Origin of the sequence: Flavobacterium sp. PS2, assembly GCF_046250155.1 — a bacterium.
Taxonomy (GTDB): Bacteria; Bacteroidota; Bacteroidia; order Flavobacteriales; family Flavobacteriaceae; genus Flavobacterium.
Genome location: NZ_CP176426.1, coordinates 4,064,874 through 4,086,507, shown reverse-complemented (window position 1 = coordinate 4,086,507; position 21,634 = coordinate 4,064,874). Strand labels below are relative to the sequence as shown.

Genomic DNA, 21,634 nt, shown 5'->3' with positions numbered 1-21,634 from the left:
TAATAACCTTTTAAAACTAGAAAATTATGAAAATGAAACCAACGTTATTTTACGAGTTTACAGGAGTAATTAATGACAAAAGTCCGCCCTATTCTGTTCATGAATACAATAGAATATAAAAAAGTGATTAACCCCCAAATCAAACTATATGAAAAATTTATACAAAATTGCTCTATTTTGTGTATGCGGAATTACCTACTCGCAAACTCAAAAAGACATAGAAGTAATTCGAGCGAACTCGAATGTAACTGAATTAGAATCGTTAAGTCAAAAATTTAGATCTGAAGCTGAGCAAAAAAAACAAAGAATCTTAAGCACAGCAAGAACCAATGGTTGGAGCACATCTTTTACCAACAAAGACGGAACTACCAGCGAATTGATGGATATTAGTCCGGATGGAAAATCTCCAATTTATTATACTCCCGACAACGTAAATGCTGCCAAATCTACCCGAGCCAACTTTTTGAACACGGGAGGTGGTTTAGGACTCAATCTTAACGGACAAACCATGACTGTTTATGTTTGGGATGGTGGAGCTACGCTTCCTACACACAATGAGTTTGGAGGAAGAGTTACTATTGCCGATGGCGTTACAGTGATTGGCGCAGGCAACAATAGCCAACATGCAAATCATGTTACAGGTACTATTGTCGCTGCTGGATCTGTCGCTGCTGCAAAAGGGATGGCAAATCAGGCAAATGCAAGAACCAATGAATGGAATAGTGATTTACCCGAAGCAACTACAGCTTCAACAAACGGAATGTTATTATCCAATCATTCTTATGGATGGGGCACAAGAAATCCATCAACAGGAGCCGTTTTAATAGCTCCATGGCAATTTGGATCTTACCAAACTGTTGCAAGAGATTGGGATAATGTTATGTTTAATGCTCCATATTACTTACAGGTAAAATCTGCCGGTAATGACGGGACAGATAATACTGCAAATCCAAGCCCTTTGGGAGGTGCAGGTTATGATAAACTTACTGGGTTCTCGACCGCTAAAAATAATCTGGTTATTGCCAATGCAAATGATGCCGTTATAAGCACAACAGGAGTATTAACGAGTGTAACTATTAATACTTCGAGTAGTCAAGGTCCTACAGATGATTTAAGAATAAAGCCTGACATAACAGGAAACGGAACTTCCGTATATTCTACAGCTACACTTACTTCGACACCTACACCATTAACAAACAGTAGTTATGGTAATGCTACAGGAACTTCTATGGCGGCTCCAAACGTTACAGGAACTTTACTCTTGTTACAGCAACATTATAAAAACATTACAAATAATTTTATGCGTGCAGCAACGTTAAAAGGTTTGGCTTTACATACAGCAGACGATGCTGGAACTACAGGTCCTGATGCCATTTTTGGCTGGGGTTTACTAAACGCAAAGTTTGCTGCCGAGACAATTACCAAAAACGGAACTAACTCTATTATTCAAGAGCATACTTTACCTTCTGGATCTAGTTATAGTTTTAAAGTAGTTTCTGATGGTATAAATCCTCTTGTAGCTTCTATATCATGGACAGATCCTGCAGGTATAGCCTACTCTGGTAGCACGCCAAATATTGCTACAGCAAGATTAGTTAATGACTTAGATATACGAGTTACTAATGGATCTGGTACTTTTTTTCCTTACAGACTTACATCGGCTACAACAAATGGATTAGGTGATAATACCAAAGATCCTTTTGAGCGCATTAGTATTAATGGAGCGGCTGGTATTTATACTGTTACTATTACGCATAAAGGAACATTGGTAAACGCGCTGCAAAAATATTCGGTAATCGTAACCGGAATTGCATTGCCTACTACCGATTTATACATAAAAGACAGACCTTACGATACTGGTGTACAACCTAACCCTGATTTAGGTCCTATGTGGATAAGCGATGATATCTGGGTAAGACAAAACATCGATGCCGGACTTGTACATCAAAATCCGGAATTTAAATTATCTTCTCCAAACGGAGTTTATATAAGAGTCTATAATAGAAGTACAAATACAAGTGCATCTGCAAAAGTAAGATTGTATTTTGCGAAAGCTTCTTCAGGATTAACCTGGCCTACTAATTTCGTAAACTTTAATATTGGCCCTATTAAATATGGAGATGAAATAGGAGAAGTAAGTATTCCGTCTATTCCTGCCGGAGGTAATACTATTGTAATGATTCCTTGGTATCCGCCAAATCCAGCAATATATCCTACAGACCAACATCATTTTTGTCTGGCTGCAAGAATAGAATCTCCTAATGATCCTATGGTTGGTGAATTAACTGGTGTAGGTATAGGTGTAAATACTAAAAGTAACAATAATATTGCCTGGAAAAACTTAAGTGTTTACAACTTAAATACAACCGATATTGTTCCTCCAACAACCGTATTTGTTAGAGGTATAAGATCTAAAACTGTAAATCTGAGATTTGTAGATAAAGGCTATAATGAGCAATTAAAAAATAACTTCTTTGATTTAGGCGGAGTAATAGAAGCTACTCTAGATGATAAGCTATTTGAAAGAGCTCAGGCAAATAATTCTTTTAAAGGTGTTGAGATTATTGGCAAAAATAAAATTCTGATAAAATCCAGAGAAGGAGCAATTGCAAATTTACCTATCGATTTAGAAGAAACGTTTGCAATATCATTCGATTTTAGAGTTGCAACAGTTTTACCTGCCGAGGAACAAATCACAGTCGATTTTATTCAGGAAGATGCAATAAAAAGAGAACTTGAAGGTGGAGAACGTTTTGCACTTGTAAGAGAAGGCAAACCGAACACTAAAGCAAATACCGCTCTAGCAACTGAAACTGCCGAATCCCGACTAATTACAATTTATCCTAATCCTACTAACGGAATATTTAAAATAAGTATTACTAGTGAAGAACAAGGAACTTTAAGAATAACTAACATTCATAACGTTACTGTTTTTCAAGAAAAAACTAGCAAGAAAAAAGAATTTAGTGTGAATATAGCCAATCAGATTCCTGGAATATATGTTGTTCAGTTTATATCGAATAACGGAACAGTTACTACCAAGAAAATAATTAAAAACTAATTTCATATTAATTCATAAACCTAGATTAACTCAATTAAACGGGAAAACCACGAATGTACTATTCGTGGTTTTTCTTATTTAATGCATAGCATAGTGTCTTTTTAATTACGTAAACACCAATGTAGAATTTTGGCGATATTCTTTGCATCATCAACACCTCGGTGATGTGTTCCTTCTAACGGAATATTCAATAACTGCAAAGCACCATTCATTCCGGTTGGCTTTTGTAAACCAAATTTCTCCGCAAAGTGAACTTTTACATTAATATGCTCCTCTCCCATAGGATATGAAATACCAAAGGATTTACATTGTTTCATAAGCATATTAAGATCGTACTGACCGTAACTTGCCCAAGTATATAAATCGGGTTGATATTCGTCTGCTAATTTTTCAATAGCTTCTTCAAAACTTACTCCATTTTTATCTAGTAAATCCTGAGTAATAGTGGTTAATTCTGTACAAAACGGACTCACGCTGGAGCGTTGTGGTTTTATTAAAATACCCTGATTTTTAGTAATAGTTCCCGTTTGAGAATCCAAGACTGCTAATCCAATTTCAATAATCTCATTTTGCTGCCCTTTCGGGACATCGCCTTGCCAACATGTGGCTTCTAAATCTATGATAATAATTTTATCTGTAGTTTTCATTTTTTCTTTTTTTAATTGTTGCGTGCAATTTTTCTAACACATAGAAACATAGCTTTGGTTTGCCCACAAAATAGACGTTTCACTTATTTTAAACACACATAGTTACTATGCCAAAGAAATGTATTTATCTTAGACTCTCTTCTTTTAGAATAAAAATCCATGTTTCTATGTGATAGAAAAATTATCTGCTTTTTATCTTAATTAAATTTCTCTTTCATTTAAAAGAGTCTTTATTTCACGAAGATTTCCTTCAATTGACCAATGACGTTTCCGCTACCAGAAATGGTAATTTCTCCAATCTTATCAGCGATTTTTTCAACATATTCCATTTCTTTCAATTTCCACAACATCTCGTTTTCCTCCATCAACTTTGCTGTGTTTAACAAACTTCTTGTTGCGGCAGTTTCTTCTCTTCGCATAATACTATTAGCTTGCGCTTTTTTCTCGGCAACCAAAACCTGATTCATGATTTCTTTCATATCTCCTGGTAAGATTACATCTCGGATTCCAGCATCAGAAATTACCAATCCCAACTCATTGATTTTAGTTGTTACTTCATCCAAAATTGCATCGGCAATCGTATCTTTTTTGGCTAACAATTCGTCTAAGGTTAAACCTCCTACGAATGCTCTCAAAGCAAGTTGCATGGCAACATACAATTGTTTTTCAAAGTCTTTATTATCTACCAAAGCTTTCATGATATCAACAACCTGGTATCTCACAAAGAAATTAATCCTCAATCCTGCTTTGTCTTTTGTCAATAATTCCTGCCCAGAAATCTCAACATGTTGTTGTCTTGCGTCAACCGTTTTTACTTCGATAGTAATTGCATTATTCCAAAAATAATGAGTTCCTGCTCTTAATTCAGTTGTAAAAGTTCCGTTTACAAACAACAATGCTTTATCATTGCTGGCAACAATAAATTTTCTTGCATACAACCTCAATTTAGCATTCTCCAATAAATTCATTGGAATATTTTCGGTGATATAAATTTTAGATAAATCTACTTTAGTAAATTCATTTTTTACAACACCTTTCCAGAAAGCATATCTACCAGCGGTTAAAACTTCTTTAAAGTTACCGTTTACAAATTGCAATACAATTTCATTATCGGCAACCTCAACTATTTCTAACATTGAAGCTAATGCTTCATTTTGCAACAATATATTCAACTCGTATGGCGCTTGAAATGACAAGCCCATATCAAAAATCATAACATTTTTATTACCCAAAATCCAGTGAGAACCATCTTCTAATACTGCTCTCAATTTTCTATTTTCGAATACCAAACCTACTTGGTACGCATTAATTTTAATTCTATTTATCATTTTTATTTTTATTTAAAGTTTTTTTGGTTTCATGTTTTCTAACCGGTAAAAAACTTAGTTATATTTTCTATTTTCTTGCTTCTAAAATCTTGCTTCTATATTCTAATCTCAGCTATCTTACTTCTATTCTCTTGCATCTATTTTCTCTAATCTTTAAATAAAAAAACTTCATTGTCTCTCTCCTCCGAGAAAAACGGACGAATAGTTTGTTATTTGCTAACTCCAATTGTTTTGCGATTCTATTTTGTGAAAGCGATTCTAAATTCTAAAAAAATCACTCAAACAATCAAATCGAAAAGAATATGAGTCTTTCAAAACACATTACTATTCGCGCTGGTTTTATCATGAGTGTGAAATTTTGGACTTTACAATCCTAGTTTCACAGACAAAGACAAATCAGTTTTCTTTGGCTATGCATCTTTTTAAGAGTGATGCCCTCTAAATACAGATTTAAAGTCTGTTGACTACCAATTGTCTATCCGAGTCAGAATTCGGAGCAGGATTCGAACCTGCAACTTTCTATTGTTCTAACCAACTGAACTATCACATTGCTGTGAGTGGGAATCGAACCCACGACCGATAGAGTGAGATAGTTTTTTGGAAAACCATCAAAACCTCCAAATCAAGTTGCATAGAAAAACATAATACGCTTTCGCGAAAAGTTCCCTACAATGGTGCTATACAGAAACACGCAACAAGACCCGTTTGATATTTTTAAAACCATAAACAATCTAGTCTATGGTTTTCTATATTTATTTTATTTAAAAGAACGTGTTTTATTTCCTGAGCAAATATTCAAATTGTACTACGCAATTATTCTGCGTAATACAAAATCTTATTTTATCCATTCAATTATAGTCGATAAATAGACTTGTCTTACTTCCTCAAATCGTGTTATATTAGGAATATGATTTACTTCTAATAAATATTTAGAACCATCTTTTGCAACGATATAATCATTCCCAATCATATCCATTTGCAAAGTGTTTTTAATATGCAAAGTATCTGCAAGCAAATCTGGATCTACAGTCATAAAACCAGCATGATCAGGATGAATAGATTTTAACCAAGTATCACCTTCTAATTTAATTTGCCAATACCTATCACCTATCATCATTATACGAACAGCTTCTCCATCATAATAAGGTTCAGTAGTTGCTGTAAACTCACTTTCCCATTCTCCAGTAAAACGATGTTTGTTTTCGCCACAATGCCAATTTCCCCATTTAGCAACAGTATCTTCTGTAACATTTATAGAAGTTCCTGCACTTATAAATCCTCGAGGTGCGCTAAATCTTGAAAGAGATAAAGCTTTAACCAAACAAGGAATTTTAAATCGACAGTCGAGCATGGCAGCAGCATTAGGATAACAAGCACCTTTCCAGATGGCTAAACCGGAAATAAAATCAAAATCATTATCATAAATACCATAATAGACTACTTTATCTACTGGCAACATACCTATACCATTTGCCTTTTCCATATAAAGGACTTCCTCTTTTACTATAATTTTTGGTATAGACTGATGCCAGATAATGTGTCCTGAGTAACTTGCTTTTATAGTATCATATTCTTCTTGTTCAATACCTACTAAAGCAATTCTATTGTAATCTTGTTTCATGATTTTAATAATTTAATGTTGTTTATAATTTAAGCTTTTAATCTGTCACGAGCCCACTAAGCCACTAAGCTTTGATTCATTTTCTTTGCGACTTCGCGTCTTTGCGTGAAAATAATTTTGCGCATTATACTTTGTCAATCTCTCGCAAAGTCGCAGAGCCGCAAAGCTTTAAACTCTTTGAACCTTTGAACCTCTGCGTCTTTGAACCTTAACAAATTGTCTGAGAAGTAGGATTCGAACCTACGACCTCCCACGTCCAAGGCGGGTAAACAACCACCGTTATCTTCTCAGTTATTTTGGGTGTTTTCGGGAATCGAACCCTGTTCTTCGGATTCACAGTCCGATATTTTACCAAATAAACTAAAAACACCATTTTTATATTCTGCCTCTAAGCCACTAAGCTTTGATTCCTTTTCTTTGCGACTTCGCGTCTTTGCGTGAAAATAATTTTGCGCATTATACTTTGTCAATCTCTCGCAAAGGCGCAAAGTTTTAAAACCTCTGCCCCTTTGTACCTCTGCTCCTTTGAGAACCTTTGTGCCTTCGTGACAAAACTCTTTAAGCTTCTTCTAATTTTAATCGTTTAATTCCAAAATCAGATTTTCTTAATTTGCACATTCTACCATCTGAAATATGGTGAAAAACAATACCTTCAATATCATTCTCTGATAAGAACTCTCTTAAATCATCAAATGCTAAACTTGAAAAGTCAATCACTTCACTACCATGTTTAATTAAAGTATGTCTCTCTAAATTTTCAGGGTTACCTTGAACTTTGGGACCACATAATTCGTAAGTACCATCAGTTTTAGTTTCCAAATTATCAAAACCTTCAAAGAAAAATTTATCTTCAGATTTTGAGCGGTTACATTTTAACCAATGCGGATGATGTCCCGAAATTAAATCTGCATTTTGACAAGGAATAGCATCTACAGGAATTGCTCTACCTTTTTTCGCATCAAATCTTTTAAACAATTCTCCATTTATAATGGCGACTGCTGTACCATCAAATTTTCTGGTTGCAATGGCATCACCGTTTATAACCCATTTATTTTCTGCATTAATTTTATCAATTACCCGTCCTAAATCATTTGGGTCTTTCGTAAATAGTGTACTTATCTTTTTCATCTTATATTATTTTAATTTGCCCTAAAGGCATTTAGTTTAAACAGTATCAATTCTTTTATTTGTACAGGAAGAGAGATTCGAACTCTCAGAATACTGATTCTAAGTCAGCCGCGTATACCATTCCGCCATTCCTGCATAATTGTTTTTATCTTAATGTAACCAAGGTTAAAAACTTAATTTTATTCTTTTCACTTTGCGTCTCTGCGTCTTTTCGAGAAAATAATTTTATACTTTGTCAATCTCTCTCAAAGACGCCAAGTAGCTAAGTTTTAAAATCTTTGAAGCTCAATTCCTTTGAACCTCTGCTCCTTTGTTCCTTTGAACCTTAAAAAAAACTGTCTGAGAAGTAGGGTTCGAACCTACGACCTCCCGCGTCCAAGGCGGGTAAACAACCACCGTTATCTTCTCAGTTATTTTGGGTGTTTTCGGGAATCGAACCCTGTTCTTCGGATTCACAGTCCGATATTTTACCAAATAAACTAAAAACACCATTTTTATATTCTGCCTCGAAGCCACTAAGCTTTGGTTCTTTTCTTTGCGACTTCGCGTCTTTGCGTGAAAATAATTTTGCGCATTATACTTTGTCAATCTCTCGCAAAGTCGCAAAGCCGCAAAGTTTTAAAACCTCTGCCCCTTTGAACCTCTGCTCCTTTGAGCCTTCGAGAACCTTCGAAAACCTTTAAAAAAAATAGCGGCTCATACGGGAGTCGAACCCGTTTCTCCCGAGAGACAGTCGGGAAGGTTAGCCAGTAACCCCAATGAGCCAGTTCCTTCTAGAGAACACTTGTGATTTTGGAAGGGCTCGAACCTTCATTCAAGGTTAATTAACCTCCCTTCTACCAATTGAAATACAAAATCATTTAATTTTTGAGCATAAAAAAAGCACCCGATTAAAGGTGCTTCATAAGATTCAATAAGATATACCTATCCTAATGCCAGTATCTATGCACCTGTATTGAAATAAAACCAAGATCGAAACTCGGGTTTAGCAGTTGTACGTTATATGTGTGATGTTTGAAATCCATTTTATGTATTGTATTATATATTGAAATCATTGTTCTGGTTTGAAATTCGTTTTCCAGATTTTCTTCGGCAAAGATAAAGTCTAAAAAATCAATTATCCAAATCATTTTTTAATTTATTTTACTGACAATCAAATAATTAAGCTTAAATAAAATCCATAAAAATCCCTGTCCGCATACTTAGGCAGATTCTTAATTGTATCAAATGACTGTCTCTCATTAGATTACTTTTCAAGATTATATTTCGCTATTAGGTTTAATCATTAAACATTTGATCCTTTATTTTTTTAATTATTTTATTTAAAAGTCTATTTTCAATCCAATTATTAGCAAATTGAGCTGCATTTTTATCACATTAAGCGACCCTAATTGTCACATTGAGCGAAGTCGAAATGCTTTAAAACAAAAAAAGCGTCCCGATATCAGGACGCTTTTATATTTTTATGTTGAATTTGAAACTACAATTTACACTTCAATTCTATAAAATACATACCACATCCATAGCCTTTAGTAGGGTAAAATCCCTCTAAACGGTCGCTATTTTGTCTTAAAGACAGATTAATATGTAGATTTTTTATTTTCATTTCGAGGGCAAATGTAGGTCTTTTATTAATATAATTATATTTTAACACATAGAAACATAGTTTTCAAAGTGTAAAAAAGACCTTTCACTCAAAATAAAGCGCAAAGAACTATGCGGAAAAACCATGATTTTCTAAAAAATATCTTAAGTTTTAAATTTAAATCTATGTTTCTATGTGTTAAATATTACGCTAGGAATTACATTAAACGAATCATATCTATATAATTAGTCCTGAAATAATTATCATTCAGCTAACAATTTTAACCAAAATTTTCATTTAAAAACACCCTTTATGCTTTATTAATTTTATATTTTTGAGAGTATACAAATACAAGAATCTATAAATACAAGTCAATAAAATAGCATGAAAAAACACCTAAAATACATAGATGGAAATTCCGATAAGTTTTGGCAAATAGAAGTTACAGGATTTGAATTTGCAGTAACTTATGGTAAAAACGGAACTTCTGGAACATCCCAAACAAAGAGCTTCGCTACTGATGAAGAATGCCTGAGAGTTGCAAAAAAATTATTGGAAGAAAAAATAAAAAAAGGATATTCAGAAAATGGTGACGTTACTGTAGCTCCAAAACCAAAAACGGCTAAAAGTTCCAATTCTGATGAAGTTTTACAGGAATACGACAATATTATAAAATCTAAAAATATTGATTTAGTATTGCCTTTTTTAAAGGAAAAATCAAAAGGTTATATTGAAGCTCTAAAAAAACATATCAAGAAAAATAGAAGGTTTTGGACACAATATGTAGATTTATCTAAAGAACCAGAATATCTCAAGAAAAACAAAACCAATAACAGTTGGGGATCTTCTTGGGGAACTCGCGGAGATCAAAACCAAAAAGAAATCATTACACTTAGTGCCATCGCAATATTCGATAAAACAGATATTAATTCCTGGGATGAAGCTTTAAATTTACTTGATCAAATAGACGAAAAGAAACAAGTTTTGGATGTTTTGTTGTGGGCAAAACCAAATTGGTTGGGAGCTTTTATTTTGGATAAAATAAAAAAACAAGACTGGGTTGGTTTCAATTATCATACGCTACGTAAACTTGAGGAACACGATTTATTATCATTTAATCCTGAATTATACGCTTTAACTCTGGCGGCGACTAATGAATGGCGCGCAAAGATGAAGTCTCGAAAATTCATCGAAAATTCATTAAATGACAAATTAACCTATCAAAGGGATATTCCAGAGTTGTTTAATTATGAAACAACTCTTCATAATAATTTCTTTAGAGATAATGATACTCAAAAACATGATGAATTCCAGACATGGGCAGTTATTTATAAATCTTTATTAGACGATAAAAAGATGGACCGCGCGTTTTTTATCGAAAATGCTATCCTGATTCAAACCAAAGAATGGAACAATAACCTAAAATCTTTTTTCAGAAAAAGAATAGAAGAATTTGATGTAACCGCAGATGAACTTATTATCCATCAGGAGAATATATTCTCTTATTTGCATAATGCCTATCCACCTATAACAAGTTACGGAATTGAGCTTGTTAAGAAAATATATGAGCATCCGAAATTTAAAACAAAATCTTTTTTTGAATGGCTTGAACCTTTAATGATGCGTAGTGATTGCAAAGCTGCCATAAAAAGCGTGTTGCCTATTTTGGAAAAATTAAATAAATCGAATCCTAAATTAAACAAAAACATAACTTCGATTATTGCCGATGTTTTTGTAATCTCAGATTTGGCTTTACAAGAACGAGCGAGCAAGATAATTGTAAAAATTGCAACCGAAAAAGATGCAGTTCTTAAAGAAAAATTATCTTCTTACACTACCTTGATGCAAGGCAATATTAAATCGGGATTGAGTAAATTTATTGATGATAATGCTTTAGTTATTGATGATTCAGCACTTGAAGAATACACATTTAATCCTAAAAAAGAAGATGTCCTTATCGACGAAGTTCAGCTTCCTAATGATTGGAATGATATCGTATTTCAGTTTGGGAACTTCATCGGATCTGAAGAAGTTCTGGACACCGAAATTCTATTGAACGTATATATCACGCAAAGGGATTTATTCCCATCTGATTATTCGACACAATTGCAACCATATTTTAAACAACTACAAAAAAGCTATTTTGAAAGTGTAAACAAAGATTTTGTGAAAACCTTTTTGATGGAAAAAATTTTAAACATCGAAAGCAAATTCAATGGTAAGCATAAACATTATTCCAAAATAAATACGCTGTTATTAATGCAATCCTTGCTGATTAAAGTACAGCAAAAAATAAACGAGAACTCTGCTTTACCTCTAATTTCTTTTCCTAGTCATAAACCGTATTGGGTTGCACCAAAGGTTTTATTAGAAAGAGTTATTGCATACCAAAATACAAACGAAGAAATTGATTTATTGGATTTAAGTATTGCAATCTCTAGAATGCCAAGAGAAAATGTCGAAAGCGCCATTCCTTTATTAGATAAAGTAGAAGGAGAACTGAAACAGTTATTATCCTTTTGTTTGGGAGTAAGCGAAAAATTAAACTTAGGTTCTGAATCTCTTTTTTCAAAAGTATTGGCAACAATGGGAAAAACGACCAAAGAAACGGGATTTTTATCTCTTTGGGCTGTAGCAGCAAGAACTTTTTATCCTAATGAATCTTTTACCGAATTTGAAAATACCTATCTAAAAGATGTTCCGTTTGTAGCTGCTCCATTTGTACCTGAAGTTAGATTTAAAGAAAAATGGAACGAATGGACTAATTATCAAACCAAAGAAAAAGAAAGAACGCCATCTTGGTACGAACTACGTTTCGATTTACCTAATTACTCAAAAATTCCGAATTATTTACTGTACAGTCTAGATATATATCAGCGACCAAATAGTTGGGATTATTTACTCAATTCGGCTGGGAATACTTATTATTGGCATAGCCTAATGCCACAAAATGGGGATGCTCTCGCTATAACATTATTGCATAATTGTGGAACAGGAGATGGTGCAAAACCAGATTTAAAAGGTTTTCTGGATATTATAAATCGTCCTGAGTTTCAATTTTCCGATACTACATTGCTTTTATATGCTTGTAGTTTCTTTCAGGAAAAGAAAGATATCCGATTAATGGCTTCTGAAGTTTTGATTAATTTGGTCGAAAAACAAGCTATAGATATGGAATTATTTGCTCAGAAACTGGCGTTCCTCGCATCTGGAAAATATGGTGTATTCTTGCGATTGGTAGATGGATTAATTGCTATAAAAGATGTTTCGCCATTGCATAACGATGCTTTATTGAAGTTGTTTAATTCCTTTTTTGAGAATCTCGATCTAAAAGATAAGTTACCTACAAACTTCAAGAAAATAATTGAGAATTATCTTGATGTTTTAACCAAAACAAACCAAAAGCCATCATCTAAAGCAATTGTTTTCTTTGAGCAATGGAAAGATAATGCTTCGCTTAAATCATTGATTAAGCAAATTTTAAAATAAAGAAAAATGACAGATTTAGAATATAATTATAAAGGAATTTCGACTTACAGTAAAACCAAAGGAATCAATAATTTGATTTTGGCACATCAAACCGAAATTGAAGAAGTTAATAATATACCGTGTTTCTTTTGGGGAAGTTTGACTGATCCTTATGTTACCGCAAAATGCTGGAGTACAATTGCCAAAGTAGTTCGTTCTAGTTTTGGTCCAGTTCCGCCAAGTCTTCGTGATCCTATTGTATCGGCAGGAGCTGAACGATTGCGTTTTGAAGGTTTCTCGTCCTGCAATGGTGTTTATGTAAGACTGGATATGAAACCCGAAGCTATAGATGGAGAGTTTATTGCCAACGGAACTACCAATGTCGACTTTAATGATCCGATGCTGAATGCGCTGAACGCCATCCAAAAAAATGAAAAAGTGGCCCTTGCCGTTGGTCAGCAAGAAGTACAGGTTATTACTACCAAAGCAAAAGTTACCGAAAAGAAAGTAACCTTACCTATGCGATGGATAAAAGGCTTAACAAGTGTACAGCTTTATCTTGCCGATATGGATGTAAAATATGAATTGAATAAAATCCAGACGATTCAGTTATTCCAAAGTTTACCAAAAGGAAGTGTAAAAGGAGATTTTTTTATTACCAAAAGAGCAGGGAAATTTATGTTCTCGACTCTGGCTACAAATGATAGTGTACGAATTGGCGGAGTGCAACGACTACGATTATTAGAAGGTATTCTGGCTATTGTAGATAAAATATACATCTATGAATCCTCAGATAAACAAACTTGTGCGATAGTTTCAGAATTTGGAAAAATGCAGTTATTAATGGCATTCTCTCCTGATTCTTACCGCGGATTTTCGGGTGAAGGAAATGTATTAGAAACCATGACCGAAAACTTACCTATAGAATGGGTTTATGGTTTAAATAGTTTGCTAAAATCGAATGAAACTTTTGACCCAACTATGCTTTCTATCGAAAATGATATCGATTTTGGTACTATGGACAATCTTACTTCAAATTTATCGTCGATGGGATTATTGGGTTATGATTTAAGCGAAAAAGCGCATTTTTACCGACGTCTTCCTTTTAAAACCGAGCGTATTTTATCTTTAAATCCAAGGCTAAAAAATGCCAAAAAATTAATTGATAATGAGGATATCGAAATTGTAGAACGCAGAGCCGATTATATCGAAGCCAAAGTAAAAGGTTCGGGCGTAATACACAAAGTAATTATCGAAGGAGCTAACCAAAGATGTACCTGCGATTGGTTTACTGCCTACCAAGGAAAAAGAGGAATTTGCAAACACATTTTGGGTGTAAAAATGACTATTTCTTAAGAAATTAGATTTTACTTTTATAAAAAAATCGCCCTTATAAAACTACTGTTTGGACACAAATATTAGTAAACAATTTTGAACACGAATTTCACGAATTTGCACAAATCTTAATAGATTGATTTAGTTTTTGAAATTCCTGTTTGTTTTGTACTTGTGTCCATACGATAGCTGATGCGGGCGATTTTTTATTTTTTAGCTTCTGTCTTAGTTTGCTTTTACTACACTAATTTTTTCTAGTGTTACTTTAGCATCTCCGCCTCCACTCTTTTTTATAATAACTTCAAAATCTTTATCAGAATCTAATAAATTGTCTGAAATATAATAGGCGAAATTAAGTTTTATCCCGCTTTCTGCTGTCGCATGATTCTTATTCATTCCGTGATCATGAGCAACTCCAAAGAAAGTCATTGTCCCAACATATATATCCGGCTTTCCGGCATAACGAAGATAAACGGTGTAATAATCTTTAGGTTCTTTGTAAACTACTACATCCAGATTTAATAGTATCTTAGAATTAATACTTTTAAAAGCTTTATTTGTGCTTTTTGCTAATGTACTGGTTACTTTCTGAGTAAAACCAGTTGCTCCAAGTACCTTCCCTACTTTCTGTTCCCAAATAACTTCTTCTTTAGCATCCTGAAATGCAATTTTATTTTTTCCTTTTGTCTCATTTGCTGCTACAACCGGAGTTTTAGATCCGTAAAGTAAATTATCATATTTATAATCCAGATTAAAAACGATATCGTAAACTTCCTTCATCGTATAGGTAATACGATCTCCATTGGGAGCTATAAACTCATAAGGCCAAGAATTAGCTTCTAACTGTTCTAATGTCGGGCGCTGACCATATTCTGAAACATCCCAAGATTCCCAAACGCGATCGACCATACTATGATGTAGCCAAAAAACTGGATCAAACCCTGCTGATTCTACATTTGCCATTAAACCTGAAGTATTTGTCTGGAATATTTCATTATAATAGGTTTCACTATTAGGTATTGCATATACCCCTCCTATAAGATTGTGCATATAACCATGCGGAGCACGTTCCATATTTTTACTAAATCCGCCCGTTCCGCTAAAAGAAGGATTTTTTTGTAATTCCGCAAGTGCCAATTGAATATCCTTAAGCTGATTAGGAAGTATTGGTTTACCATTGTTAAGAATAGTATACCTTGCTTTTGCATACAAAGAAGTTGATGGATCTCTTACTTCTTCCGCCAGAATGTTATCTACCGTTTGTGTACTTCCGTAATTCCAATATGGGAGCGCAAAATCAGCTTTTCCGGATAATTCGCGAACAATTTTTTCTAAATACCAAATGTACATTCTATGCCATAACAGAAAATTTAAAGCAGCACTTTCAGATCCATTATGTGTGCAATCGGCCCATGCCCATAATTTATTTTCAATAGTTTGATACTCTGGGCAAAGTTTATTTTTTCCATTAATTGTATCTGGAACATTATGTATCGCTCCCTGATAATACCAGGAAATACCTTTCTCACAACCCATTTCCCTCATTTTTTTGAAGGCTACATTCATTGCTTCAAGATTTGCTTTTCCATTGGGCGTATTAACATTCCAACGCGTATATTTCGCATTGGCTTTGCTCTGACCATAGGATAAACCTGTAATCAGGATAATTAAAAATAAGTTAGTAATTTTTTTCATTTTATTAGATTTAGGGTTAATTATTCAATTGTTTATTTACATTAAAGTACTTCGACTTCAAAAGTTAAAATCTTAGAATAAGCAGGATTTGCTTTGTCATAAATTTTAAATTTCACAGTCCCATTACCTATTTTGTTCACTGGAATTACATGAATAGCAATAAATCCTTGCTGATCTGGATTTAGCTTACTAAAAACCGATCCTTTTGGAATTCCTATCTGGCAAGCTCCATGCTGACACATCGAGCAATCCCATTCTTTAGGAAATGTATTAGAGACAGTTTCCCAAACAAGGAAAATGGGTTTATTAGAAATATTTTCGACTTTAATTTTTGAAACATCAAGTCGCTTATTTTTCAATAAACTTTCCTTATTTATTGCATTACCAACCACAGAAAAAGTGGGTTTGTTTTGCGCAAACGTGAAGGAAAAAGAAAGAAGAATAAGATAGCAGCATATTTTTTTCATAACTAGCTTTTTAAATTTTAATAGAAAACTGGAACAGTAGCCTTGTAATATTCCTTATTAGAAATCGGATCTATAAAATGATACATAATAGATTCCTTCTCCCCTACGTTTTCCAATGAAATGAGCAATTCAAGACATTCACCCGGCTGAAGCTGTACTTTATATCCATCAGAAAACACCTTTACATTAGTCTCATTTCCATATACTAACTGAAGTTTTGTATTGGCTGGAAACACTATTTCATGAAGGTATAATCCAGCATTAACCAAACGAAGGAGTACTAGTTCTTTTTTATTTATAACCAATTGTAATCCTTTATTTTTAAGAACTGTTTCACCATTAATAAAAAAGTAATTGGGCTTATAAATGGGAAGAATTATTGGCTTATTTGTATAATCGTATTCTGTTCCCATAATAGCATCAGTATGCCATTTTGTATCTATTTCGTAACTGCACCAGAGTACTTCGCTCGATGGTTTAACCGCTGCGACATCATTCTCATTTGGGCGTATAACTACAACTCCAAACATTCCTGCCTGAAGATTAAAAGGGTAATTCTCGGGACTATAATAAAGATAGGTTCCTGCTTTTTGGGCCTGAAAAGAATAAAAACCATGTTCCATATGATGAACAGGTTCTTTCTTCATCATTATTTCCTTTTCCTTATTCCGTTGCAAGAATTCGATTTCCTTACAATACAAAGAGACAGGATTACCTTGAGAAATATTCCAAAAATCGATATTTACACTATCACCTACCTTTACATCAATATAAGATCCTGGTAAAGTAACTTGCCCCGAAAGCGAGTTTGCAAAGCCAAAGGTTCTTATTTTTAAATTGCTGTTAATAGTCAATTTCCCCGTTGTTCTCCCAATAATTAATCTTTCATCTTGAGAAAACAAAAATGTACTAACGAACAAAAAAGAAAATACTAATATGATTTTATTCCGTCTTTCCATTTCTAAACTCAAATTAGTACCTAACATCAATTATTTGATATTATAATCAAATTTAGAGCTATTTGAAAGTAAAAAACAGCGTATAAACACCTGATTTTGTAGTTAAAATAAAGTTAATTCAAACTACATTTAGGAAAGAAAAAGAGGGATTTAGATTCTTTATTATAAAACAAAATCGCCCTGATATTGGGCGATTTTTGTTTTTATTTATACAATTGTTGTCGAATCATAATTAAAAATATTATTTCAATTTTAATTATGTTATTGCGCAAACTAGAATACAACACATCGGGTTTTGATTCCTTGGAAAACTAAAAACCTCTCTTGTTTCTCCTGGATATAATCTACACTGTACAGTTTCACGTTGCCAAGAACCTTGATATATCCATCTTCTTTCAATGGTAACAGTAGTGTCCCTATTCGAAACATTGTCTAAATAGTACCATGCGTATTCTGCATTTCCTCGATCTGTAATTTTAACTTGATTATTGCATCCAGTATTATTACAAATAAATGAACTTAAATCATCATCAGCTTTTTCAATTCCCAGCTCTAAAAAATCTCGTGGAGGTATAGAGAATTCAGTTTCTTCAATGTTAGTTTCATAATATTTTCCTCTTAGTCTAGGGTCATTTAAATCAATTTTTTTCATAGTAGTTTTTTATTAGTTATATATTCGTCGAGTTTGTATAAAAGAATTGTTAAGTTTATTTATTCTTCAAGGTTTAAAATATGCAAACTGGAATGATTTGTTATTCCAAAATATTAAAGATTTTTTCTTCTCTCCATTTATTTTGAAAGTAATTGGTTTAAATGGTATTTCAATAGCATCAATACCATAACTGCCACTTACTTTTCCAAGTAGTAATAGCTCATGCTCGGGTGCCAATTTAACCATGTCTAAAAAATTGCCAGCACCAACACCTACTGTAACCAAGTTTAATAAATTACTTATAGGGCATTTTAATTGGAATTCTGGGTCTAAAAGCAAACTATGTAATGGACTAGGATTTATTGATGCATTATATCGAACTTTGTCTACTTTAATATTTAAAAACAAATCTTCTCCTTCTTGTCTTGGAGTAATCGATATTTTTGAGGTAACTTCTGGAATATCTACATTTATATTACTGGACGTCTTTTTATCGTAGTTGGTAAAACAAAAAAAGATATTCCCTAAATCAATTGGTTTTAATTCCAAATTAGCTCTTAATTTTGCATCAACTCCTCCGGAATATTTTAGCATGATTTCTGAAAGGTCAGAATTAAAATTAAAAGATGTAAAATTAATAGTTGCTTTTCCACTTCCTGATACATCCCCTTTAAATCTCCCTAAAGCTAAAATACCTGTCGTTTCTCTCCAAATATTACATGCACCTACTTTTGCTTCATTTTCTACCTGATGAGCAATGCGGGCAGTTTCACGAGCGATTTGCCATGCGACTCTTTCCGCTTCTACTCTAATTCTACAAGCTTTCCTTGTTGCAGCGCAAATGGGGTCTTCAACTCTTACTCTTTTGCAAACTGGACAAATTCCAATTTTTATCGTATGCATACAATTCCAATCACAGTTATCTCCATTAAAATTAGGATAATTAAAATCTGTTCTTACTTTTTGACAATCAATATCTGCTTTTTTTACTTCTAATTTTTCATTAAATGTCGCCTCAGGAATAATGAAATTTTGTTTCAAGACTATTTGCTTAGACAAAGTCTCATTTAAAATATTTGAAATTTCTAATTTGCTAATATTTGTAACTGCTAAATGTTTTATATTAATCGGTTCAAAAATACTTATCCACGTACTATCATACTTTTCATTGAATGTATTAAATATCTTTGTCAATTCTGGGTCAGTTTTATGAGTAATTGCTGGAGTAGTTAATCTATCCATTATTGGTTTATCTTTCATCAATTCAATCATTACTGAAATGCCATCAGATTTTATACGAATGCAAGATTTTTTAATAAATCGAGTTGCTGTTAATGAGTCTGCTGTAACTTCTGTGTTTGGGTCTTTAAATATTTTTTTGAGACTCACTTTGTAAGTCTCCCCCCAACCAGTATAGATTACTGTTGGTTTTTTAAAAAAAGCCCCATTTAAATTTTCTATGTAGTTTTTAAGAATTGGAGAAATTAATTTTGCTAAAGTTTCTTTTGGTAATTTTGTTTTTTTTGTAAACTTTATACTCTTTACTTTTAATGAATTTACTGCGCTTCTTAAATATAAGGAATCTGATTTAGTTGAAACTGCAGTCAAACCGTTTAAATATCCTTTGATTTCTATGCTCTCTTTCGGAATTTTTATTTTTGCACTTTCATTTAAAATTTTAATTTCTACATCATTTTTTGGAACAAGAATTGAAAAATCAGCTTCAATAAGAATACCTTGCCTGTCCAAAGATACTTTTGGTTCAATATTTTGAATTATAATGTTTTCATCATCGATTGATTCTGCTTCATTTTTGATTTCTGTAGGTAAATATTTTAAGACAATGTCTTTATCAATATTTATTCCTACGTGTGGTTCAAAGTCCGATATTTCTACAAGATTTCTTTCAATAGATGCATATTGTTGATCAATTGTAGAAAGTGGAGGAAATTGATTGTTTATTGCTGTTTTTAGAGGTTTACAACTGCAAAAAAACATTACAACTATAAGTATTGGATAGGGGGCAAATAATTTTCTCATGATTTCTATGTTTTAAAATTAATACTCCAAATATATTTAGACAGCAGTATACCAATCAATTACCCTTTCGGGTGATATTTTATTTTATTAATTTCTTATATTTTTTTTGTAAGTTTATTAATTGTTAAAATTTCACATTTGGTTTAGTTTAATTTCAAATATCACCCAAAAGGGTAATTGCGCTCAATGGGCTTATATCCCAACTTTGTAAAAGAAAATGTAACGCCATGAAAATAAGAGTAGCCATAGTAGAAGATGATAAAAATTACAATCAGGCATTGAAAAACATCATCGATTTTCAAGAAGACATGGAATGTGTCGCTCAATTTTTTAATGGTAAAAATGCTTTGCAAAAATTAGAAGCCTCAGAGCCAGACGTGGTTTTAATGGACATTCAACTGCAGGATTTATCAGGTATCGATATTGTTTTTAAACTAACAGAATTAATGCCAGGTACCACTTTCGTAATGTGTACAAGTTTTGAAAATGACGAAAAAATATTTTCAGCCTTGCGTGCAGGTGCAAGTGGTTATCTTGTAAAAGGAGACCCGTTGGATAAAATTATCCAAGCAATTCTCGAAGCCCATAAAGGAGGTGCCCCAATGAGTTTTACCATTGCAAAGCGTGTTTTACAACATTTTCAGGAATCGAAAGTACAAGTACAAAGTTTATCATTACTTACCCTAACCGAAAAAGAAGTTCTTGAATTACTAGCACAAGGACTACTCTATAAAGAAATTGCTGACAAGAAAAATGTCACAATTGATACCATCAAAAAACACATTGGTAATATCTATAGAAAATTACAGGTAAGTAATAAAATTGAAGCAATTAATAAATTTAACCACAAAAACTAGAAATTATGGACAAAGAAGAATTACAAAAATTATTTGAATTTTTAGAGCTTGAACCTTTTATAGTACAAATTGATCTAGATACGCAAATAAAATATGATTTAGCATTTAAAGACCTTCAAAAAAAAATAAAAATTCAAAATAGAGTTTTTATAGATAATAATAGTTTTATAGATGTAATCAATCAAGCTTTTGATAAGGGCGCTAAGTATTTAAAAATTCATTTAATAAAAGAAGGTAAAGATTTAGATGTAAATATTGGTTTTTCATTTTCAAATTCAGAAATTACTGAAGACCTCACAGTTGATAATGATTTTGATTTCTTTTGGACTTTAAATGATAAAGGTTTACTTATAGAAAGTAAAAAAAAACCATTTCAACACTATAAAAAAAATTTCCAAGAGACAACTTCAAAATTAATAAGCGACTCTACAAACAAGAAATGTACTGAATTTATAAAATATGAAATTGAATATGTAATCAGATATATGATCAGAAATTTACTTTCTAACACTTTTGACAGCAAAAAATTTATGCTTAATTTTTTCGTTTTTAAAGACCATACCGCTGATACTAATGATCGTATCGGTATAAGTGTTCATAACACATTAACACTTATGGAAGGTATAAATAAAAAAGAATTAAATAGCATTGGCTACGACTTCGGAACGGTTTATCCTTAAAATATGGAGATACTTCTACTCTTGTACATAAGTTGTTTAATTATCACAACAACCAAAGCTATAGTTTTGGGTTCTAAGCATTCACTTAGAACTCAAAACTATTTAGCATTT

Annotated in this window: 15 protein-coding genes and 7 tRNA genes; 5 read left to right on the top strand and 17 right to left on the bottom strand. The window is 32.7% G+C overall.

The window, feature by feature from the left end:
* Window positions 1–148 precede the first annotated feature (148 nt).
* Window positions 149–3,061, top strand: coding sequence for a S8 family serine peptidase (locus ACJ6WR_RS18040; RefSeq protein WP_409416028.1), 2,913 nt, complete (start codon window positions 149–151; stop codon window positions 3,059–3,061).
* A 101-nt stretch (window positions 3,062–3,162) separates the two neighbouring features.
* On the opposite strand, the gene ACJ6WR_RS18035 is transcribed toward ACJ6WR_RS18040, so the two are convergent.
* From ACJ6WR_RS18035 to ACJ6WR_RS17980, 12 genes are all read right to left on the bottom strand, one after another.
* Window positions 3,163–3,708: an exonuclease domain-containing protein gene (locus ACJ6WR_RS18035; protein WP_409416027.1), complete on the bottom strand. Its 546-nt coding sequence runs from the start codon at window positions 3,706–3,708 to the stop codon at window positions 3,163–3,165.
* Window positions 3,709–3,938: 230 nt separating this feature from the next.
* On the bottom strand, window positions 3,939–5,036 hold the full coding sequence (locus ACJ6WR_RS18030; protein ID WP_409416026.1) for a slipin family protein: 1,098 nt from the start codon (window positions 5,034–5,036) through the stop codon (window positions 3,939–3,941).
* Between the two features lie 835 nt (window positions 5,037–5,871).
* Window positions 5,872–6,657, bottom strand: coding sequence for a hypothetical protein (locus ACJ6WR_RS18025; RefSeq protein ID WP_409416025.1), 786 nt, complete (start codon window positions 6,655–6,657; stop codon window positions 5,872–5,874).
* Window positions 6,658–6,876: 219 nt separating this feature from the next.
* A tRNA-Pro gene (locus tag ACJ6WR_RS18020) sits at window positions 6,877–6,948 on the bottom strand.
* An 8-nt stretch (window positions 6,949–6,956) separates the two neighbouring features.
* A tRNA-His gene (locus ACJ6WR_RS18015) sits at window positions 6,957–7,027 on the bottom strand.
* 188 nt (window positions 7,028–7,215) lie between these two features.
* A complete protein-coding gene (locus tag ACJ6WR_RS18010) occupies window positions 7,216–7,785 on the bottom strand; it encodes a DUF5565 family protein (RefSeq protein WP_409416024.1) in 570 nt (189 codons plus the stop codon).
* Between the two features lie 62 nt (window positions 7,786–7,847).
* Window positions 7,848–7,920 (bottom strand) — tRNA-Leu (locus ACJ6WR_RS18005).
* A 203-nt stretch (window positions 7,921–8,123) separates the two neighbouring features.
* Window positions 8,124–8,195, bottom strand: a tRNA-Pro gene (locus tag ACJ6WR_RS18000).
* Window positions 8,196–8,203: 8 nt separating this feature from the next.
* Window positions 8,204–8,274 (bottom strand) — tRNA-His (locus ACJ6WR_RS17995).
* 203 nt (window positions 8,275–8,477) lie between these two features.
* Window positions 8,478–8,550, bottom strand: a tRNA-Asp gene (locus tag ACJ6WR_RS17990).
* Window positions 8,551–8,572: 22 nt separating this feature from the next.
* A tRNA-OTHER gene (locus ACJ6WR_RS17985) sits at window positions 8,573–8,643 on the bottom strand.
* A 71-nt stretch (window positions 8,644–8,714) separates the two neighbouring features.
* The gene (locus ACJ6WR_RS17980) at window positions 8,715–8,915 is read right to left on the bottom strand and encodes a hypothetical protein (RefSeq protein ID WP_409416023.1); all 201 of its coding nucleotides are present in this window, start codon (window positions 8,913–8,915) and stop codon (window positions 8,715–8,717) included.
* Window positions 8,916–9,754: 839 nt separating this feature from the next.
* On the opposite strand from ACJ6WR_RS17980, the gene ACJ6WR_RS17975 reads away from it, so the two are divergent.
* Complete coding sequence (locus ACJ6WR_RS17975) at window positions 9,755–12,859, top strand: DUF6493 family protein (RefSeq protein WP_409416022.1); 3,105 nt, start codon at window positions 9,755–9,757, stop codon at window positions 12,857–12,859.
* A 6-nt stretch (window positions 12,860–12,865) separates the two neighbouring features.
* On the top strand, window positions 12,866–14,194 hold the full coding sequence (locus tag ACJ6WR_RS17970) for an SWIM zinc finger family protein (RefSeq protein WP_409416021.1): 1,329 nt from the start codon (window positions 12,866–12,868) through the stop codon (window positions 14,192–14,194).
* A gap of 204 nt (window positions 14,195–14,398) precedes the next feature.
* Here ACJ6WR_RS17970 and ACJ6WR_RS17965 read toward each other — a convergent pair whose 3' ends face one another.
* The 5 genes from ACJ6WR_RS17965 to ACJ6WR_RS17945 all read right to left on the bottom strand — a co-directional run bounded on the left by ACJ6WR_RS17965 (window position 14,399) and on the right by ACJ6WR_RS17945 (window position 19,986).
* Window positions 14,399–15,868, bottom strand: a complete 1,470-nt coding sequence (locus ACJ6WR_RS17965; protein ID WP_409416020.1) for a tyrosinase family protein — start codon at window positions 15,866–15,868, stop codon at window positions 14,399–14,401.
* A 41-nt stretch (window positions 15,869–15,909) separates the two neighbouring features.
* Complete coding sequence (locus tag ACJ6WR_RS17960; RefSeq protein WP_039113998.1) at window positions 15,910–16,335, bottom strand: hypothetical protein; 426 nt, start codon at window positions 16,333–16,335, stop codon at window positions 15,910–15,912.
* A 17-nt stretch (window positions 16,336–16,352) separates the two neighbouring features.
* Entirely contained in the window at window positions 16,353–17,294 is a 942-nt protein-coding gene (locus ACJ6WR_RS17955; RefSeq protein ID WP_409416019.1) for a multicopper oxidase domain-containing protein, read from the bottom strand.
* A gap of 256 nt (window positions 17,295–17,550) precedes the next feature.
* A complete protein-coding gene (locus ACJ6WR_RS17950) occupies window positions 17,551–17,946 on the bottom strand; it encodes a hypothetical protein (RefSeq protein ID WP_409416018.1) in 396 nt (131 codons plus the stop codon).
* 66 nt (window positions 17,947–18,012) lie between these two features.
* On the bottom strand, window positions 18,013–19,986 hold the full coding sequence (locus ACJ6WR_RS17945) for a hypothetical protein (protein ID WP_409416017.1): 1,974 nt from the start codon (window positions 19,984–19,986) through the stop codon (window positions 18,013–18,015).
* A 227-nt stretch (window positions 19,987–20,213) separates the two neighbouring features.
* Here ACJ6WR_RS17945 and ACJ6WR_RS17940 point away from each other — a divergent pair, with 227 nt between their 5' ends.
* Both ACJ6WR_RS17940 and ACJ6WR_RS17935 read left to right on the top strand, forming a co-directional pair.
* Window positions 20,214–20,843 (top strand): response regulator, encoded by a 630-nt coding sequence (locus tag ACJ6WR_RS17940; protein WP_409416016.1) that lies wholly within the window; start codon window positions 20,214–20,216, stop codon window positions 20,841–20,843.
* 5 nt (window positions 20,844–20,848) lie between these two features.
* Window positions 20,849–21,523, top strand: a complete 675-nt coding sequence (locus tag ACJ6WR_RS17935) for a hypothetical protein (RefSeq protein ID WP_409416015.1) — start codon at window positions 20,849–20,851, stop codon at window positions 21,521–21,523.
* Window positions 21,524–21,634 lie beyond the last annotated feature (111 nt).

Bases quoted from the DNA above. Each gene is read 5' to 3' on its own strand.
- ACJ6WR_RS18040 (WP_409416028.1), top strand. From the start codon at position 149: ATGAAAAATTTATACAAAATTGCTCTATTTTGTGTATGCGGAATTACC.
- ACJ6WR_RS18035 (WP_409416027.1), bottom strand. From the start codon at position 3,708: ATGAAAACTACAGATAAAATTATTATCATAGATTTAGAAGCCACATGT.
- ACJ6WR_RS18030 (WP_409416026.1), bottom strand. From the start codon at position 5,036: ATGATAAATAGAATTAAAATTAATGCGTACCAAGTAGGTTTGGTATTC.
- ACJ6WR_RS18025 (WP_409416025.1), bottom strand. From the start codon at position 6,657: ATGAAACAAGATTACAATAGAATTGCTTTAGTAGGTATTGAACAAGAA.
- ACJ6WR_RS18010 (WP_409416024.1), bottom strand. From the start codon at position 7,785: ATGAAAAAGATAAGTACACTATTTACGAAAGACCCAAATGATTTAGGA.
- ACJ6WR_RS17980 (WP_409416023.1), bottom strand. From the start codon at position 8,915: ATGATTTGGATAATTGATTTTTTAGACTTTATCTTTGCCGAAGAAAAT.
- ACJ6WR_RS17975 (WP_409416022.1), top strand. From the start codon at position 9,755: ATGAAAAAACACCTAAAATACATAGATGGAAATTCCGATAAGTTTTGG.
- ACJ6WR_RS17970 (WP_409416021.1), top strand. From the start codon at position 12,866: ATGACAGATTTAGAATATAATTATAAAGGAATTTCGACTTACAGTAAA.
- ACJ6WR_RS17965 (WP_409416020.1), bottom strand. From the start codon at position 15,868: ATGAAAAAAATTACTAACTTATTTTTAATTATCCTGATTACAGGTTTA.
- ACJ6WR_RS17960 (WP_039113998.1), bottom strand. From the start codon at position 16,335: ATGAAAAAAATATGCTGCTATCTTATTCTTCTTTCTTTTTCCTTCACG.
- ACJ6WR_RS17955 (WP_409416019.1), bottom strand. From the start codon at position 17,294: ATGGAAAGACGGAATAAAATCATATTAGTATTTTCTTTTTTGTTCGTT.
- ACJ6WR_RS17950 (WP_409416018.1), bottom strand. From the start codon at position 17,946: ATGAAAAAAATTGATTTAAATGACCCTAGACTAAGAGGAAAATATTAT.
- ACJ6WR_RS17945 (WP_409416017.1), bottom strand. From the start codon at position 19,986: ATGAGAAAATTATTTGCCCCCTATCCAATACTTATAGTTGTAATGTTT.
- ACJ6WR_RS17940 (WP_409416016.1), top strand. From the start codon at position 20,214: ATGAAAATAAGAGTAGCCATAGTAGAAGATGATAAAAATTACAATCAG.
- ACJ6WR_RS17935 (WP_409416015.1), top strand. From the start codon at position 20,849: ATGGACAAAGAAGAATTACAAAAATTATTTGAATTTTTAGAGCTTGAA.